This is a genomic window from Paenibacillus sp. FSL H7-0323 (genome assembly GCF_038002725.1).
Classification (GTDB): domain Bacteria; phylum Bacillota; class Bacilli; order Paenibacillales; family Paenibacillaceae; genus Paenibacillus_AQ; species Paenibacillus_AQ odorifer.
In genome coordinates this window covers 4895905-4913942 of the sequence record NZ_JBBODB010000001.1, presented here as the reverse complement: position 1 = coordinate 4913942, position 18038 = coordinate 4895905, and the positions used below count along the sequence as shown (strand labels likewise).

Here is an 18038-nt window from a genome sequence, read left to right as displayed (position 1 = left end):
AAATTCCTTCCCATAGGGTTCCTTCTATTTTAACGTAAATATTCAGAAACTCCTATGTTTCCTCATAAAAGCATCTGACTGAACAGCAAAACGGCTCCCCCCGCTTAAACAACGAGGAAGCCGTATATGAATATCTCTAATGCAGCCCTTATATCTTTCATCCAGACTGCTCTCTTATCCGCATCAATTAACAGAGTTACTCTACTTAAGCGTTCTTTTGCAATCCGATCTTCTTCATCTGGCCAATAAAAAAACGGTACTTAGCATCTTCTGCCTCGGTACGGATCATTTCTGCCTCACAATCCTCACAAATAAAATGCGAGACAATCACAATACCTTCTTCTTTTTCCTGCCCACAAATGATACAAGCTTGCCCGGTTTGCTGTTCCATAACCATCCCACCTTGACTCTTTTAAGAACAGTATGATACACCTTCTATCATTTTAAACCTTTTCATAGTTTTTTCATATCCTTCGTTTCGTGTATTATATATATTCCGCTGCCCCTATATCGGTGAATATTCGCCCATAGTTTAATAAAATGCTTTCATTCGCCGATATTAAGAACATATGAATCTGTGAGGAGGTTAGTCTATTTTATATGGAACCCAACACCAAAGGCGCTGCTACATTCTATCAATATAAATTAATCAAAAAAATTAATCTAACGGCACCTCTGCTGCGTGTTTATATTTTGCTCCCTCTTTTGGTCCTTGTGCTCGAGACAGTCTTTCTTTCTTGGTGGAGTATTCTCTACTTAATTATAGCTGCTCCGGTTATGTTCTGGGTTCAATATGTTATTTCACGCTCAGTACTTCTAATCTCCGGGCATCCTATTTCAAAAAGATGGTCCATCTCATTTAAAATCCCGTGGCTTGGCTTCATGCCAGATCAACACATTAGTTACCGCATTTTCCGTAAAGTACAGTTACATAATTTTTATATTGGTCTTTGTATTGCAGCTCTCTTTATTTTTTGGTCACCACCGGCATTTACAGTATCCCTGATTATTTGCCACTTGTGGCTTTTACTGCCCCGTCTCTATACACTGTTCAAAATAAATCAACGCAACAAGGAAGGCATGCTGAAGTTTAATCCATCCGATGCCTCCTATTACTCTCAATAGAGTACAGTTAACCTGTGTTCGCATATAAATAAATAATCGCCATCCATAAAGGACGGCGATTATTTATTTTGTCTTAAGACCTTTAATTAAGGCCTTCTTTTCTTTAGGAATCATAACTATAAAATAATCATCATGCACTGTTAAATGAACCGTTACTCCATCCTTCTGAAAAACACCAGATGAATCGGTATTCTCCTCTTCCTGTTCAACCCATCCCCAGGCCTTAATAGTATCCATATACTCCTCTGGGATGCCGTTCTTCTCCTTTAATCCAGGTAAAGAATAACGCACATAATCCATAGCAACGTTTGTCGTAGTCTGGTCTGGTGAGTACGCCTCTTGGGGCACAGGGAAATTTTTCTCGTTTAGCGCACCCTCAAAAGCATCCCAGCTGGGCGCTTTCGTACCGCAGCCTGCCAGTATTAAAGCTACTATACACGAAAAAATTAATATCTTAATAATTCTTGTTTGTTTCATGCCTTAAATCCTCCTTACCTCCACAATGCATCTAAAGACACAAGAAAATTCAAAGTTAGAATTTATGAGTAGTTCCTTCGTATTAGAGATGTTGCTTATTATTTGCACTTATCTATTATACTTGTATCGACCTCAGCGTCGGTAACAAAAATGTCACTCAATTACAGCCCCTTCAGATGTTGTACTCCCCTTCGAATAACACTCTTGTCCAAAAAAAACAAAAAAGCCACTGCTGATAAATCAACAATGGCTTAATGTGCTTGGCAACGTCCTACTCTCCCAGGACCCTTCGGTCCAAGTACCATCGGCGCTGGAGGGCTTAACGGTCGTGTTCGGGATGGGTACGCGTGGAACCCCTCCGCTATCGCCACCAAACATGCGTCTGTGAAACAGACGCTGCCGCGTGAAATTCGGTTCTTCACCAGAAGTGAGAATGAATTTCTAAGCGTGTTACAGGCTTGATGCCTGAAAACTGAATCCGAAACGAATCTGCATTCTACGTATAGGATAAGCCCTCGACCGATTAGTATTGGTCAGCTCCATGCATTGCTGCACTTCCACCTCCAACCTATCTACCTCGTCGTCTTCAAGGGGTCTTACTAATTGGGAAATCTCATCTTGAGGGGGGCTTCACGCTTAGATGCTTTCAGCGCTTATCCCGTCCGTACGTAGCTACCCAGCCATGCTCCTGGCGGAACAACTGGTGCACCAGCGGTACGTCCATCCCGGTCCTCTCGTACTAAGGACAGCTCCTCTCAAATTTCCTGCGCCCACGACAGATAGGGACCGAACTGTCTCACGACGTTCTGAACCCAGCTCGCGTACCGCTTTAATGGGCGAACAGCCCAACCCTTGGGACCTACTTCAGCCCCAGGATGCGATGAGCCGACATCGAGGTGCCAAACCTCCCCGTCGATGTGGACTCTTGGGGGAGATAAGCCTGTTATCCCCAGGGTAGCTTTTATCCGTTGAGCGATGGCCCTTCCATGCGGTACCACCGGATCACTAAGTCCGACTTTCGTCCCTGCTCGACTTGTAGGTCTCGCAGTCAAGCTCCCTTATGCCTTTGCACTCTGCGAATGATTTCCAACCATTCTGAGGGAACCTTGGAACGCCTCCGTTACTCTTTAGGAGGCGACCGCCCCAGTCAAACTGCCCGCCTGACACGGTCCCCGTACCCGGTAAGGGTACTAGGTTAGAACCTAGATACGATCAGGGTGGTATCCCAACGGCGCCTCCACCGAAGCTTGCGCTCCGATTTCTACGGCTCCCACCTATCCTGTACAGATCGTACCCAAATTCAATATCAAGCTGCAGTAAAGCTCCATGGGGTCTTTCCGTCTTGTCGCGGGTAACCTGCATCTTCACAGGTATTAAAATTTCACCGGATCTCTCGTTGAGACAGCGCCCAAGTCGTTACGCCATTCGTGCGGGTCAGAATTTACCTGACAAGGAATTTCGCTACCTTAGGACCGTTATAGTTACGGCCGCCGTTTACTGGGGCTTCGGTTCATAGCTTCGGGTTACCCCTAACCACTCCCCTTAACCTTCCAGCACCGGGCAGGCGTCAGCCCGTATACTTCGCCTTGCGGCTTCGCACAGACCTGTGTTTTTGCTAAACAGTCGCTTGGGCCTTTTCACTGCGGCCCCCTCGTGCTATTCACACTACCGGGGCACCCCTTCTCCCGAAGTTACGGGGTCATTTTGCCGAGTTCCTTAACGAGAGTTCTTCCGCGCGCCTTAGAATTCTCTTCTCGCCTACCTGTGTCGGTTTGCGGTACGGGCACCTTCTCCTGGCTAGAGGCTTTTCTTGGCAGTGTGAGATCATGACCTTCGCTACTATAATTTTCGCTCCCCATCACAGCCTAGCCTTAACGATGTGCGGATTTGCCTACACATCAGCCTCACTGCTTAGACGGACATCCATCAGTCCGCGTCACTACCCTCCTGCGTCACCCCATCGCTCATAGCGGATTACGGTGGTACAGTAATTTCAAACTGTTGTCCTTCGACTACGCCTTTCGGCCTCGCCTTAGGTCCCGACTTACCCTGAGCGGACGAGCCTTCCTCAGGAAACCTTGGGCTTTCGGCGGATCAGATTCTCACTGATCTTTTCGTTACTCATACCGGCATTCTCACTTGTGTAGTGTCCAGCGCTCTTTTCAGTACACCTTCAACCCCTACACAACGCTCCCCTACCCCAGATACATAGTATCTAGCCATAGCTTCGGTGGTGTGTTTAGCCCCGTTACATTTTCGGCGCAGAGTCACTCGACCAGTGAGCTATTACGCACTCTTTCAATGGTGGCTGCTTCTAAGCCAACATCCTGGTTGTCTGTGCAACTCCACATCCTTTCCCACTTAACACACACTTGGGGACCTTAGCTGATGGTCTGGGCTGTTTCCCTTTTGACAATGGATCTTAGCACTCACTGTCTGACTCCCGGCAATAAGTATATGGCATTCGGAGTTTGACTGAGCTTGGTAATCCTTGCGGACCCCGCACCCAATCAGTGCTCTACCTCCACTACTCTTATACCGAGGCTAGCCCTAAAGCTATTTCGGGGAGAACCAGCTATCTCCGAGTTCGATTGGAATTTCTCCGCTACCCCCACCTCATCCCCGCACTTTTCAACGTACGTGGGTTCGGGCCTCCAGTGCGTGTTACCGCACCTTCACCCTGGACAGGGGTAGATCACACGGTTTCGGGTCTACGTCCACATACTAATTCGCCCTATTCAGACTCGCTTTCGCTGCGGCTCCACCTTCTCGGCTTAACCTTGCATGTTAAACGTAACTCGCCGGTTCATTCTACAAAAGGCACGCCATCACCCATTAATAGGGCTCTGACTTTTTGTAAGCACACGGTTTCAGGTTCTATTTCACTCCCCTTCCGGGGTGCTTTTCACCTTTCCCTCACGGTACTGTTTCACTATCGGTCGCCAGGTAGTATTTAGCCTTAGCAGATGGTCCTGCTGGATTCATACGGGGTTTCACGTGCCCCGCACTACTCGGGATCCGTCTCGGAGAGAACACAGTTTAGGTTACAGGGCTTTTACCTCTATCGCGGGCCTTTCCAGACCTCTTCACCTACCATATTCCTTTGTAACTCCATGTGAGACGTCCCACAACCCCTAAGAGCAAGCTCTTAGGTTTAGGCTGTTCCGCGTTCGCTCGCCGCTACTGACGGAATCACTATTGTTTTCTCTTCCTCAGGGTACTTAGATGTTTCAGTTCCCCTGGTCTGCCTCTACATTTCCTATGTATTCAGAAATGAGTAACTGCGAATTACCACAGCTGGGTTTCCCCATTCGGACACCCCCGGATCAAAGCTTGCTTACAGCTCCCCGAGGCAGTTTCGTTGTTCGCCACGTCCTTCGTCGGCTCCTGGCGCCTAGGCATCCTCCGTGTGCTCTTATTAGCTTAACCTTGATTCTTCCGAAGAAAAATCTCACTAATAACATTTACTTGTTTGCACAAGTTGCTAAAAGATGTTCTAAAACGCAAATTCGTTTCGGTATCCAGTTTTCAAGGATCAAGTCTTGCTTGAGAGCTTAAACTCTCAAAACTGAGCAACGAGTGAGTAACAGGCCTAAACCTGAGATTGTGGAAGTTAAACTTCCGATTTGAATGTTCTCATTGCAGAGAACGATTCTCCATAGAAAGGAGGTGATCCAGCCGCACCTTCCGATACGGCTACCTTGTTACGACTTCACCCCAATCATCTACCCCACCTTCGGCGGCTGGCTCCCTTGCGGGTTACCCCACCGACTTCGGGTGTTGTAAACTCTCGTGGTGTGACGGGCGGTGTGTACAAGACCCGGGAACGTATTCACCGCGGCATGCTGATCCGCGATTACTAGCAATTCCGACTTCATGCAGGCGAGTTGCAGCCTGCAATCCGAACTGAGACCGGCTTTGATGGGATTGGCTCCACCTCGCGGCTTCGCTTCCCGTTGTACCGGCCATTGTAGTACGTGTGTAGCCCAGGTCATAAGGGGCATGATGATTTGACGTCATCCCCACCTTCCTCCGGTTTGTCACCGGCAGTCACTCTAGAGTGCCCAGCATTACCTGCTGGCAACTAAAGTTAAGGGTTGCGCTCGTTGCGGGACTTAACCCAACATCTCACGACACGAGCTGACGACAACCATGCACCACCTGTCTCCTCTGTCCCGAAGGCCGCTGCTATCTCTAGCAGATTCAGAGGGATGTCAAGACCTGGTAAGGTTCTTCGCGTTGCTTCGAATTAAACCACATACTCCACTGCTTGTGCGGGTCCCCGTCAATTCCTTTGAGTTTCAGTCTTGCGACCGTACTCCCCAGGCGGAGTGCTTACTGTGTTAACTTCGGCACCAAGGGTATCGAAACCCCTAACACCTAGCACTCATCGTTTACGGCGTGGACTACCAGGGTATCTAATCCTGTTTGCTCCCCACGCTTTCGCGCCTCAGCGTCAGTTACAGCCCAGAAAGTCGCCTTCGCCACTGGTGTTCCTCCACATATCTACGCATTTCACCGCTACACGTGGAATTCCACTTTCCTCTTCTGTACTCAAGCCACCCAGTTTCCAGTGCGACCTCAGGTTGAGCCCAAGGTTTAAACACCAGACTTAAATAGCCGCCTGCGCGCGCTTTACGCCCAATAATTCCGGACAACGCTTGCCCCCTACGTATTACCGCGGCTGCTGGCACGTAGTTAGCCGGGGCTTTCTTCTCAGGTACCGTCACTCCGGTAGCAGTTACTCTACCGGACGTTCTTCCCTGGCAACAGAGCTTTACGATCCGAAAACCTTCATCACTCACGCGGCGTTGCTCCGTCAGGCTTTCGCCCATTGCGGAAGATTCCCTACTGCTGCCTCCCGTAGGAGTCTGGGCCGTGTCTCAGTCCCAGTGTGGCCGTTCACCCTCTCAGGTCGGCTACGCATCGTCGCCTTGGTGGGCCGTTACCCCACCAACTAGCTAATGCGCCGCAGGCCCATCCCTCAGTGACAGATTGCTCCGTCTTTCATTCTTCTCTCAGGAGAAAAAAGAAATTATCCGGTATTAGCTACCGTTTCCGGTAGTTATCCCAGTCTGAAGGGCAGGTTGCCTACGTGTTACTCACCCGTCCGCCGCTAAGTTACTTTGAAAGCAAGCTTTCAAAGTAACTCCGCTCGACTTGCATGTATTAGGCACGCCGCCAGCGTTCGTCCTGAGCCAGGATCAAACTCTCCAATTAGTATTGAAAAGAGCGATATGCTCATTTTGAAACATCTGACGAGAAAATTAATTCTCTAATTTTGGATTTCACTTACGTGATTTCCCACTCACTCGTTGTTCAGTTTTCAAAGATCAAGTTCTCGTTGGCGCCGTTTAATGTCTCAGCAGCAACTCTTATACTATATCATGTTCGGCTATTTAATGTCAAGCTCTTTTTTTAACTTCTTTTTCGAGCTCGGCATGTGTACTTCTTGGCCGGACTTAGAATATATCATGTATGGAGTTGCATTGCAAGAGTTTTTTTATATATAATCAAAAGCATAAAACATCATCTATGTATTATCGTATTATAATAACTACCTCCCCTTATCATCTAATTATCTAGAAAGTAAAAAAACAACTGCAGAAGATAACAGTTGTTTTTTAGAAGAAGCTTAGACGATTCTAGATTAATTCCGCTTCCTTCGCTCCAGTAATTACGGCAATGATATTGCTTCGAAGTGCCTCCGCATTGTGCGCTTCATATGGATCCACTTTGAAAACAACAGCATCTGCAATAAAACCTTCTGCAATTTGTCCCAGCTCGTTACCGCTCCCCAGAATATCTGCAGCACTTTTAGTCGCAGCCTGCCACGCTTCTCTCCGAGTTAAGCCATAATCAATCAATGTATCCAGTTCTTGAAGGTTATAGCCATGTAGTGCAGGTGTGGCATAATCTGTACCGAATCCAATACGAACGCCTTCTCTTTTTGCATAATGAATGGCCTTGGAATGACATTCGGCAGCGCGGGCAGCTCGGTCGCAAATGATCGGGTTCAACGCTAGAACGCCTTTTGGGTCTGCAGCAATACGATAAATTGATGTGGTGGGTACAAACGCTACCCGCGAGTTAGCAAGTCTTCCTGCCTGATCCTCAGTTAGAAACATCCCATGCTCTATTGATTCCACGCCGGCCTGGATGGACCAGTCTATCGTCACTCCGCCCCAGGTATGAACCAGTACCTTCTTATCATGGGCATGTGCATTACGAACAATGAACGAGAACTCTTCTTCAGAAAAGATCGGGTCAACGACTTTCTCGGTAGGTGCTCCAAGCCCGCCTGTGGCCATGATTTTTATCCAACCCGCTCCTGTAGCAAAGATTTCCGCCATGCGTTGTTCTAAATGCTTGAGACCACGGGCATCTGCTGCTCCAATCATATCGCTACTGGTCTGCACTCTTAATGGATGCTGATATTGCTGAACAAGATGCTGCACTGTGCTCGGCAGAATCCCACCTGCATCACGGGCAGTCGTTACACCCGTTCTAAGAGTAGCTTCAAAAGCTTGTGCCTGCATAATTTCGATCTGGTTGGCATCGCGCTTCAATTGATCAGAGTGGTCAAAATCTGTCCAAGCTAAATGCGTATGTAGATCAATAATACCCGGACTTAGCCACAGATCTGTTCCTGCAAGATTTGACTCTACTTGATGCGGCTCCGCTTCAGTAATGGATGAAAAACGCCCATCCTTTATCACGACATCAAAACGTCTGCCTTCGATACCTGCTATAAAAATATCATTGAACGTCTGCAGCTCTGGATGCTTATGAATCATCTTCATTCCCCCCATGCCAGCCGAACAGCTGCTAATGCCTGAACTGGGTCTTGTTTCAACAGTTCGGCAAGCGTGGATATAGCCTTCTCCACACTTTGCCGCTCAGCATTCGTTCCAAAATGGTTGATCCGTAGAAGATGGCCAAATAATTCTCCGTCTCCGGGAGCCACAATGCCTATAGGCTGCTCAATCCGCAACTCTTGCTTTCCAGAAATCCGCACCGTTGTAGTCAGCGTAGAATAATGTCTGCTGTCCTTTTGCCAAGGCTCAAGCCCCAAGGATTTAATACCAGCTACAGCAGCTGCTGCGGCTCGCTCATGGCGTTTGATTACTTGATCCAATCCTTCTTCTTCAATTCGTGTCAAAGCTTGAGTCAAGGCTCTAGCCTCCAGCGTAGGAATGTTTGGGGCAACCCGCAATGGCGCGGCGTCTCCAAGTGATGGTTTCAGATCCAGCAAGGATAAGATAGAATTGCGTGGAGCATTTTCATTCGACTCAAGAAATTCCCAGCCACGTGGAGAAATACTTACGGCACTAACACCGTTGGGTCCAGCTAAGGCTTTTTGCGCACCTATAACTGCAAAATCAACGGACCATTCATCCACCAGCAGGGCCTCCCCCCCAACCGCAGATACGGAGTCCGACACAGTAATTAGATTGAATTCTTTTGCAATTTCAAATATTTCTTTAGCAGGATTAGAGCCTCCAGTAACCACTTCAGCTTGAACAAAAGAAAGGGCACAAGGTTTAAACTCCTTAATCGCAGAAGCAACTTGGTCGCTAGTGACCACTTCATCAAAAGGAACCTTTACTTCAACAACCGTTGCTCCACCCCGCTCAAGCCATTTTCCAAATAAACTTCCATAAGGACCTGTTACTATATTTACAATGGTTCGACCGGGTGCAGCTATTCCGGCGGCTACCGCCTCGATTCCAAGGATTGCCTCAGCCGGAATAATAACTGGAGGGTGCTCAGTAAACAAGACTTTGGAAATTAAATGTGTTAGCTTATTGTACTCAGCCAGTGAAAGTGGCACGTATCCTTTATGTTCTCGGTTCATAAAAAAACCTCCTGATGTACTTTATTTTGGCATTTTCGGAACCGCCGACAACAGCTCATAACTGTATTCATGTTTAGGACGGATGAAGAATTGGTCCCGCGGACTCTGCTCCACGAGCCTTCCTTGCCGCATAACTGCTACCGTATCGCTAATTGCATTGATTACTCCTAGATCATGAGAAATAAAAAGCATGGTGAGATTAAGCTCAGCCTTCAGCGTATTGAACAGTTCGAGCACACTAAGCTGCACAGATACATCCAACGCACTTGTAGGTTCATCCGCGATCAGGATGTTTGGCTCAACACTTAATGCACGAGCGATCGCTATCCGTTGACGCTGGCCGCCGGAAAATTCATGCGGGAATTTGTCTAACGCCTTTTGTCCTAAATGAACTTGATTCAAAAGCTCTTTGCATCTTTGTTCAACATCTGTACGCCCCACTATTTTATGAAACAATAAGGGCTCGGAAAGAATTTGCCTAATCGAATGTTTAGGATTTAGCGAAGCATCTGGATTTTGGAAAATCATCTGGATTGTTTTGTGCTGCTCACGGCTTCTTTTCTTTTTTAATTCTTGGGTTCCCAACAGAATCTGTCCCTCATTTGGGGCAATCAGTCCAGCAATTACTCGCGCCAGCGTAGATTTCCCTGATCCGGATTCTCCAACAAGCCCAAGGGTGGTGTGCTGCTCAAGATTCAGATTGATATGATCCAGTGCAGTAAAGCCGCCATAATGAACAGTTAAATCTTTTATTTGTAAGGCTAATTCCATGAGTCTCTACTCCCTTCAAGCTCTGGCAAAGGAAGCACCGAATCAATCAGCATCTGTGTGTAAGGGTCTTTCGGATTTCGCAAAATATCAAGGGTATTGCCCTGCTCAACAATCTGTCCCTGTTTCATTACACATAGCCGTGAACACAAGTTTGCTGCAATCGCTAGGTTATGCGTAACAAATACCATGGCAAAACTGAGCTCATGCTGGAGGCTCGTGATCGTCTCAATAATTTGCCGTTGAACCGTGACGTCCAGTGCCGTTGTCGGCTCATCACAGAGAAGTATGCCTGGCTTGCACGCCAGTGCCAGAGCGATGACTACCCGTTGACACTGACCGCCTGACAGCTGACTCGGATACCGGTCCTTTTTCTTCAATGAATCGGGGAGACCAAGCCTTTCGAGCAGTTCCAGTGCAATTACCCGCGAAGTCTTACGGCTTACTTTCTGTCTGTAATACACAACTTCAGCCAGTTGTTTGACAACCGTACAGAGCGGATCAAGCGCACCTCTTGGATCTTGAAATACCATCGCACTGCTTACGTCACTTTTAATGGTGCCACCAGTCTGTTCAACACCATTTGGAAGCAAGCCTAAAATTGCACGCAGCGTAAGCGATTTTCCTGATCCCGATTCACCTACTAATCCCAGACTCTCCCCTCTACCCAGCGAAAAACTAACATTATTGACCAATCTCTCATTTGACTTAGCTGCCAGCGATAGCGCCTCTATTTCTAAAATGGGTTGTATAGACATTATTTTTTCCTCCATATGTCTGCCAAACCATCACCTAGGAGCGACAAAGCTATCCCCGTATACACCACTGCAAATCCCGGAACGGCCGAGAGCCACCAAGCTGTAGTGATGAAGGGCTGTCCATCTGAAATCATTGTCCCCCAGTCAGGAGTTGGCGGTGTAATGCCGATACCAAGATACCCGAGTGTAACAATGGCAACAAGCAATCCAATCATATCTGTCATAAGGACGACCACGGCTTGCGGAAGTACATTCGGCAGGAGATGACGCAAAATAATTTTCACTCCTGGTAGCCCTAAGGTTTGAGCGGACGCCACCCATTCCTGATTACGAAAAGAAGCACTAAGACCTCTGACGACACGGGCAAAGACAATCCATCCTACAAAGATAAAAGTAATATAAATGCCTCGTTCTCCTGCTCCACTGGCAAAAGCCACGATAATAACGATCAGATAAAAAGGAAAGGCGATGAATGTATCTGACAACAGCGTAATAACTGTATCGATCCATTTGCCGTAATATCCTGCCAGCATTCCTAGAAATACACCTGTGCAAAAGGGAATGATTTCTGCCAAGACCATGATTTTCAAATCAGTCCTCGCTGCATAAACCAGTCTGGTAAACAGATCACGCCCTAATTGATCAGTTCCCAACCAATGTTCGGCTGACGGAGGCTGTAAAAAGGCACTCAAATTTTGCTCAGAGGGGTCATAAGGACTTATATAAGGTATAAACACAGTCAAGAGAATAAGAGCTGCAAACATAATAATTCCCACTAGAAGTGATGGGGTATTCCAAATTCGCTTTAAGCCACTTGTTATCTTACCGTCTTCATACAATCGCGAGTCTAGTCTTATAGTTTTCATTGTTTTCCTTTCGTTCTGGGATCAAGCCACCAGGAAATGATTTCAATCAAGAGACTGATGATCACAACAGATAGCGCACAGTAAAGTGCTATTCCTTGAATAACCGGAAAGTCCCGTTTCGAAATTGAAGTGAACAATAAGCTGCCAATTCCCTTAATTCCAAATACCTGCTCAACGACCAAGGTGCCTCCGATTAAATAAGAAATATTCACACCCAGCAGCATTAACGTAGGAAGAGCAGAGTTGCGCAGCACATGTTTAAATAAAATAACCCTGTTTGGTATGCCCGCAGCCTTAAGGGTGACTACAAAATCCGATTCTAACACTTCAAGCATCTGCGCTCTTAATGAACGAACAAGCGTAGGAACCTGTGAAAAAGCAACAGTGATTGCTGGAAGTGCAAGACTATGCAAGGTTCCGACCCACCCTTCACTTACTCCCCCAACAGGGAACCAGCCAAGCCGGACACTAAAGAGCAAAATTAAAAGTAAGCCAACCCAGAAGATTGGCATACCTAGAGTAATTGTAGGAAAAATACGTATCAAATGGTCCAGCAGTTTATCCTTATGCGTAGCGGCTACCGTAGCGAGCAGAAGGGATACGAAAATCGCCAACACACAAGCCATCACGATGAGCAGCAAAGTAACAGGGGCCCGTTGTGTAATCAACTCTCTTGTTGATGTCCCCATAATAATGGAGTTTCCAGTATCTCCTTGAGTAAACAGCGTCTTCACAAATCGGATGAATTGCTCCCATAAAGGGAGGTCCAGCCCAAGAGTATGATGCATACTCTTGAGCGCCTCAGGGGTGCTGTATTCTCCCAAAATCATTTTTGCTGGATCTCCCGGCACGATTCGAATGATGAAAAAGACCGCTATCATTACGCAGAAGATCACTGCCAATGCTTTTATAAGAGATATCAAAAGCCAGTTGTAAGAACCCTTGCTTCCTTTCGGTTGATTTAACACCTGCTTAGGATTCATCATTGGCTGATGCGGACATCTTCGAAACGGGCACTGCCGTTTGGTAGAACAACGAGACCGTCAACTGAAGAACGAATACCTTTTAAAACATCTGGATAGTAAAGCGGAATATAAGGAACTTCATCAGCAAGGGTCTGCAGCAGCTTAGTATAGATTTGTGCACGTTCATCTCCATCCGCAGTTTTTTGTCCCTCATATAGAAGCTTCGTTACTTCATCATTTGTATAATGCGTCCAATATGATTTGCTGAAGCCTTCCGGATCGGTCTGGAAAGCAATAATTGAGTTCGCTTCAGGGGAATCCGCTTGGCCGCTGTTCAGCATTGCCGCAAAATCATATGCGAAGAAACGTTCACGGAAAGTGGCAAGTTCAATCGATTCAATCTCAATCTTAATCCCGATCGTTTGGCCCGCTGCCTGAATAATTTGTGCCTCTTGAGCTCTTGTGCTATTACCGGATGCTACAAGTAATTTGGTAGTGAAGCCATTAGGGAAGGCAGATTTGGCAAGCTCCTCCTTGGCTGCTTCGATATTAAAGTTCAGTGCTTTGATTGTATCATTTGCGTTATAAGGAATCGTTGTTGGCAGCAATGAGTTTGCTGTTTGTGCATAACCAAAGGTTAGCGCCTTGGTCAAGCCCTCACGATCAAGCGCCAGCGCCAGAGCGCGACGGACATGCACATCAGAAAAATGTTCATCCAACGTATTAAAGAACAATTGCTCTGTCACCCAACTACCGTTAGTAACTACTTTAGTGTCAGCCCCATCTTTAATCTCATTGGCATTTTGCAGAGCCAAAGATTCAATAGCATTAACTTCTCCAGCCTTCAGCTGGTTAATCGCTTGGCTGTCATCTTCAATCAGCTTATAAACGAGCTTATCAATATAGGGTTTACCTTCTTGCCAGTAGAATGTATTCTTAGTGAAGGTCAGATCACCAGCAGTGTCCCATGTTTCAACAACAAAAGGTCCCGTACCGATTGGTTTCTTGAAGAATTCCTCTTCGGATACTCCCCCGAAATTGTTAGGAACGATACCATTTGAGAAATTAGATAGCTCCGAGATAAATGGTGTATAAGGCTCTTTAAGTGTAATAACAAGCGTTTTGTTATCTTGCGCTTTGATTGTGTCGACCTTTGCGGATATTGCCAGCGGGCCGCCTACCTTCAAGTGCCGCTCAAGAGAGAATACAGCATCTTCTGCGGTCACATCCGTACCATTGGAAAACTTCAACCCATCACGAAGCTCGAATGTATACGTCAGACCATCTTCACTGATATTATGTGACTTAGCAAGCCAATCTACAATTTCACCTTTGCTGTCAAAAGCGACTAATGATTCAAAAACTTTGTCGATTGCAAAAGCATTGTTGGACGTAATCTGATTATGCAAATCCAGCGAAGTTACAGAAGCAGGTCGTCCATAGACGAAAGTCCCTCCCGTTGCAGGTTCTGCAGTTTGAGGACTTTGAGTTGCCGGACTCGCACTTTCCTGTGCCTCTTTATTTGAATCAGCCTTATTATTAGACCCCGAGCACCCTGCAATTAACATCAATAGCAAAACTGCTATTGCCCCCAACAGAATCGGTTTCTTAATAGATACACTAAAGTACGACATAATTCGCTCCCCCTATAATTCTTATATGTTTAGTATGAATTGTATTATGGGTTAAACACTCTAGTCTGTCAAACATAATTTAATTTGCAACAATCCTTAAGTAAATATACATAACAAAAAGACCACTGTCGATTAATCAACAGTGGTCTTGCGTGCTTGGCAACGTCCTACTCTCCCAGGACCCTTCGGTCCAAGTACCATCGGCGCTGGAGGGCTTAACGGTCGTGTTCGGGATGGGTACGCGTGGAACCCCTCCGCTATCGCCACCAAACATGCGTCTGTGAAACAGACGCTGCCGCGTGAAATTCGGTTCTTCACCAGAAGTGAGAATGAATTTCTAAGCGTGTTACAGGCTTGATGCCTGAAAACTGAATCCGAAACGAATCTGCATTCTACGTATAGGATAAGCCCTCGACCGATTAGTATTGGTCAGCTCCATGCATTGCTGCACTTCCACCTCCAACCTATCTACCTCGTCGTCTTCAAGGGGTCTTACTAATTGGGAAATCTCATCTTGAGGGGGGCTTCACGCTTAGATGCTTTCAGCGCTTATCCCGTCCGTACGTAGCTACCCAGCCATGCTCCTGGCGGAACAACTGGTGCACCAGCGGTACGTCCATCCCGGTCCTCTCGTACTAAGGACAGCTCCTCTCAAATTTCCTGCGCCCACGACAGATAGGGACCGAACTGTCTCACGACGTTCTGAACCCAGCTCGCGTACCGCTTTAATGGGCGAACAGCCCAACCCTTGGGACCTACTTCAGCCCCAGGATGCGATGAGCCGACATCGAGGTGCCAAACCTCCCCGTCGATGTGGACTCTTGGGGGAGATAAGCCTGTTATCCCCAGGGTAGCTTTTATCCGTTGAGCGATGGCCCTTCCATGCGGTACCACCGGATCACTAAGTCCGACTTTCGTCCCTGCTCGACTTGTAGGTCTCGCAGTCAAGCTCCCTTATGCCTTTGCACTCTGCGAATGATTTCCAACCATTCTGAGGGAACCTTGGAACGCCTCCGTTACTCTTTAGGAGGCGACCGCCCCAGTCAAACTGCCCGCCTGACACGGTCCCCGTACCCGGTAAGGGTACTAGGTTAGAACCTAGATACGATCAGGGTGGTATCCCAACGGCGCCTCCACCGAAGCTTGCGCTCCGATTTCTACGGCTCCCACCTATCCTGTACAGATCGTACCCAAATTCAATATCAAGCTGCAGTAAAGCTCCATGGGGTCTTTCCGTCTTGTCGCGGGTAACCTGCATCTTCACAGGTATTAAAATTTCACCGGATCTCTCGTTGAGACAGCGCCCAAGTCGTTACGCCATTCGTGCGGGTCAGAATTTACCTGACAAGGAATTTCGCTACCTTAGGACCGTTATAGTTACGGCCGCCGTTTACTGGGGCTTCGGTTCATAGCTTCGGGTTACCCCTAACCACTCCCCTTAACCTTCCAGCACCGGGCAGGCGTCAGCCCGTATACTTCGCCTTGCGGCTTCGCACAGACCTGTGTTTTTGCTAAACAGTCGCTTGGGCCTTTTCACTGCGGCCCCCTCGTGCTATTCACACTACCGGGGCACCCCTTCTCCCGAAGTTACGGGGTCATTTTGCCGAGTTCCTTAACGAGAGTTCTTCCGCGCGCCTTAGAATTCTCTTCTCGCCTACCTGTGTCGGTTTGCGGTACGGGCACCTTCTCCTGGCTAGAGGCTTTTCTTGGCAGTGTGAGATCATGACCTTCGCTACTACAATTTTCGCTCCCCATCACAGCCCAGCCTTATCGATGTGCGGATTTGCCTACACATCAGCCTCACTGCTTAGACGGACATCCATCAGTCCGCGTCACTACCCTCCTGCGTCACCCCATCGCTCATAGCGGATTACGGTGGTACAGTAATTTCAAACTGTTGTCCTTCGACTACGCCTTTCGGCCTCGCCTTAGGTCCCGACTTACCCTGAGCGGACGAGCCTTCCTCAGGAAACCTTGGGCTTTCGGCGGATCAGATTCTCACTGATCTTTTCGTTACTCATACCGGCATTCTCACTTGTGTAGTGTCCAGCGCTCTTTTCAGTACACCTTCAACCCCTACACAACGCTCCCCTACCCCAGATACATAGTATCTAGCCATAGCTTCGGTGGTGTGTTTAGCCCCGTTACATTTTCGGCGCAGAGTCACTCGACCAGTGAGCTATTACGCACTCTTTCAATGGTGGCTGCTTCTAAGCCAACATCCTGGTTGTCTGTGCAACTCCACATCCTTTCCCACTTAACACACACTTGGGGACCTTAGCTGATGGTCTGGGCTGTTTCCCTTTTGACAATGGATCTTAGCACTCACTGTCTGACTCCCGGCAATAAGTATATGGCATTCGGAGTTTGACTGAGCTTGGTAATCCTTGCGGACCCCGCACCCAATCAGTGCTCTACCTCCACTACTCTTATACCGAGGCTAGCCCTAAAGCTATTTCGGGGAGAACCAGCTATCTCCGAGTTCGATTGGAATTTCTCCGCTACCCCCACCTCATCCCCGCACTTTTCAACGTACGTGGGTTCGGGCCTCCAGTGCGTGTTACCGCACCTTCACCCTGGACAGGGGTAGATCACACGGTTTCGGGTCTACGTCCACATACTAATTCGCCCTATTCAGACTCGCTTTCGCTGCGGCTCCACCTTCTCGGCTTAACCTTGCATGTTAAACGTAACTCGCCGGTTCATTCTACAAAAGGCACGCCATCACCCATAGATCGGGCTCTGACTTTTTGTAAGCACACGGTTTCAGGTTCTATTTCACTCCCCTTCCGGGGTGCTTTTCACCTTTCCCTCACGGTACTGTTTCACTATCGGTCGCCAGGTAGTATTTAGCCTTAGCAGATGGTCCTGCTGGATTCATACGGGGTTTCACGTGCCCCGCACTACTCGGGATCCGTCTCGGAGAGAATACAGTTTAGGTTACAGGGCTTTTACCTCTATCGCGGGCCTTTCCAGACCTCTTCACCTACCATATTCCTTTGTAACTCCATGTGAGACGTCCCACAACCCCTAAGAGCAAGCTCTTAGGTTTAGGCTGTTCCGCGTTCGCTCGCCGCTACTGACGGAATCACTATTGTTTTCTCTTCCTCAGGGTACTTAGATGTTTCAGTTCCCCTGGTCTGCCTCTACACACCCTATGTATTCAGGTATGAGTAACTGCGAATTACCACAGCTGGGTTTCCCCATTCGGACACCCCCGGATCAAAGCTTGCTTACAGCTCCCCGAGGCAGTTTCGTTGTTCGCCACGTCCTTCGTCGGCTCCTGGCGCCTAGGCATCCTCCGTGTGCTCTTATTAGCTTAACCTTGATTTTTCCGCAGGAAAATATCATACGATGACATTCTCTTTGGAATCATCTCACTAATAACATTTACTTGTTTACACAAGTTGCTAAAAGATGTTCTAAAACGCAAATTCGTTTCGGTATCCAGTTTTCAAGGATCAAGTCTTACTTGAGAGCTTAAACTCTCAAAACTGAGCAACGAGTGAGTAACAGGCCTAAACCTGAGTTTTGGAAGCTTAGCTTCCGATTTGAATGTTCTCATTGCAGAGAACGATTCTCCATAG

10 protein-coding genes and 5 rRNA genes are annotated in these 18038 nt (G+C 47.6%); 1 reads left to right on the top strand and 14 read right to left on the bottom strand.

Going from position 1 to position 18038, the window contains the following annotated elements; genetic code table 11:
• Positions 1-205: 205 nt before the first annotated feature.
• Entirely contained in the window at positions 206-391 is a 186-nt protein-coding gene (locus MHH89_RS22170) for a sigma factor G inhibitor Gin (RefSeq protein WP_036678851.1), read from the bottom strand.
• A 209-nt stretch (positions 392-600) separates the two neighbouring features.
• Here MHH89_RS22170 and MHH89_RS22165 point away from each other — a divergent pair, with 209 nt between their 5' ends.
• Positions 601-1125: a hypothetical protein gene (locus MHH89_RS22165; protein WP_076194944.1), complete on the top strand. Its 525-nt coding sequence runs from the start codon at positions 601-603 to the stop codon at positions 1123-1125.
• A gap of 63 nt (positions 1126-1188) precedes the next feature.
• Here the strand turns inward: MHH89_RS22165 and MHH89_RS22160 are convergent, their stop codons facing one another.
• From MHH89_RS22160 to MHH89_RS22100, 13 genes are all read right to left on the bottom strand, one after another.
• Entirely contained in the window at positions 1189-1602 is a 414-nt protein-coding gene (locus MHH89_RS22160; protein ID WP_036678856.1) for a hypothetical protein, read from the bottom strand.
• A 258-nt stretch (positions 1603-1860) separates the two neighbouring features.
• Positions 1861-1977 (bottom strand): 5S ribosomal RNA (gene rrf / locus MHH89_RS22155).
• A gap of 128 nt (positions 1978-2105) precedes the next feature.
• Positions 2106-5031 (bottom strand): 23S ribosomal RNA (locus MHH89_RS22150).
• A gap of 233 nt (positions 5032-5264) precedes the next feature.
• Positions 5265-6822, bottom strand: a 16S ribosomal RNA gene (locus MHH89_RS22145).
• Together the 16S, 23S and 5S rRNA genes form the textbook arrangement of a ribosomal RNA operon.
• Before the next feature lie 425 nt (positions 6823-7247).
• Positions 7248-8399, bottom strand: a complete 1152-nt coding sequence (locus MHH89_RS22140; RefSeq protein ID WP_076195262.1) for an amidohydrolase family protein — start codon at positions 8397-8399, stop codon at positions 7248-7250.
• A gap of 2 nt (positions 8400-8401) precedes the next feature.
• Positions 8402-9460, bottom strand: a complete 1059-nt coding sequence (locus MHH89_RS22135) for a pyridoxal-phosphate-dependent aminotransferase family protein (RefSeq protein WP_076195264.1) — start codon at positions 9458-9460, stop codon at positions 8402-8404.
• A gap of 21 nt (positions 9461-9481) precedes the next feature.
• Complete coding sequence (locus MHH89_RS22130) at positions 9482-10231, bottom strand: ABC transporter ATP-binding protein (RefSeq protein ID WP_341088151.1); 750 nt, start codon at positions 10229-10231, stop codon at positions 9482-9484.
• Positions 10222-10986: an ABC transporter ATP-binding protein gene (locus MHH89_RS22125; protein WP_076195269.1), complete on the bottom strand. Its 765-nt coding sequence runs from the start codon at positions 10984-10986 to the stop codon at positions 10222-10224. Before MHH89_RS22125 ends, MHH89_RS22130 begins: the two co-directional genes overlap by 10 nt.
• A complete protein-coding gene (locus MHH89_RS22120; RefSeq protein WP_139330225.1) occupies positions 10986-11852 on the bottom strand; it encodes an ABC transporter permease in 867 nt (288 codons plus the stop codon). The genes MHH89_RS22125 and MHH89_RS22120 overlap by 1 nt, the downstream gene beginning before the upstream one ends.
• On the bottom strand, positions 11849-12838 hold the full coding sequence (locus MHH89_RS22115) for an ABC transporter permease (protein WP_341088147.1): 990 nt from the start codon (positions 12836-12838) through the stop codon (positions 11849-11851). Before MHH89_RS22115 ends, MHH89_RS22120 begins: the two co-directional genes overlap by 4 nt.
• Positions 12835-14451 (bottom strand): ABC transporter substrate-binding protein, encoded by a 1617-nt coding sequence (locus MHH89_RS22110; RefSeq protein WP_341088146.1) that lies wholly within the window; start codon positions 14449-14451, stop codon positions 12835-12837. Before MHH89_RS22110 ends, MHH89_RS22115 begins: the two co-directional genes overlap by 4 nt.
• A gap of 154 nt (positions 14452-14605) precedes the next feature.
• Positions 14606-14722, bottom strand: a 5S ribosomal RNA gene (gene rrf / locus MHH89_RS22105).
• Positions 14723-14850: 128 nt separating this feature from the next.
• A 23S ribosomal RNA gene (locus MHH89_RS22100) occupies positions 14851-17776 on the bottom strand.
• Between the last annotated feature and the right edge of the window lie 262 nt (positions 17777-18038).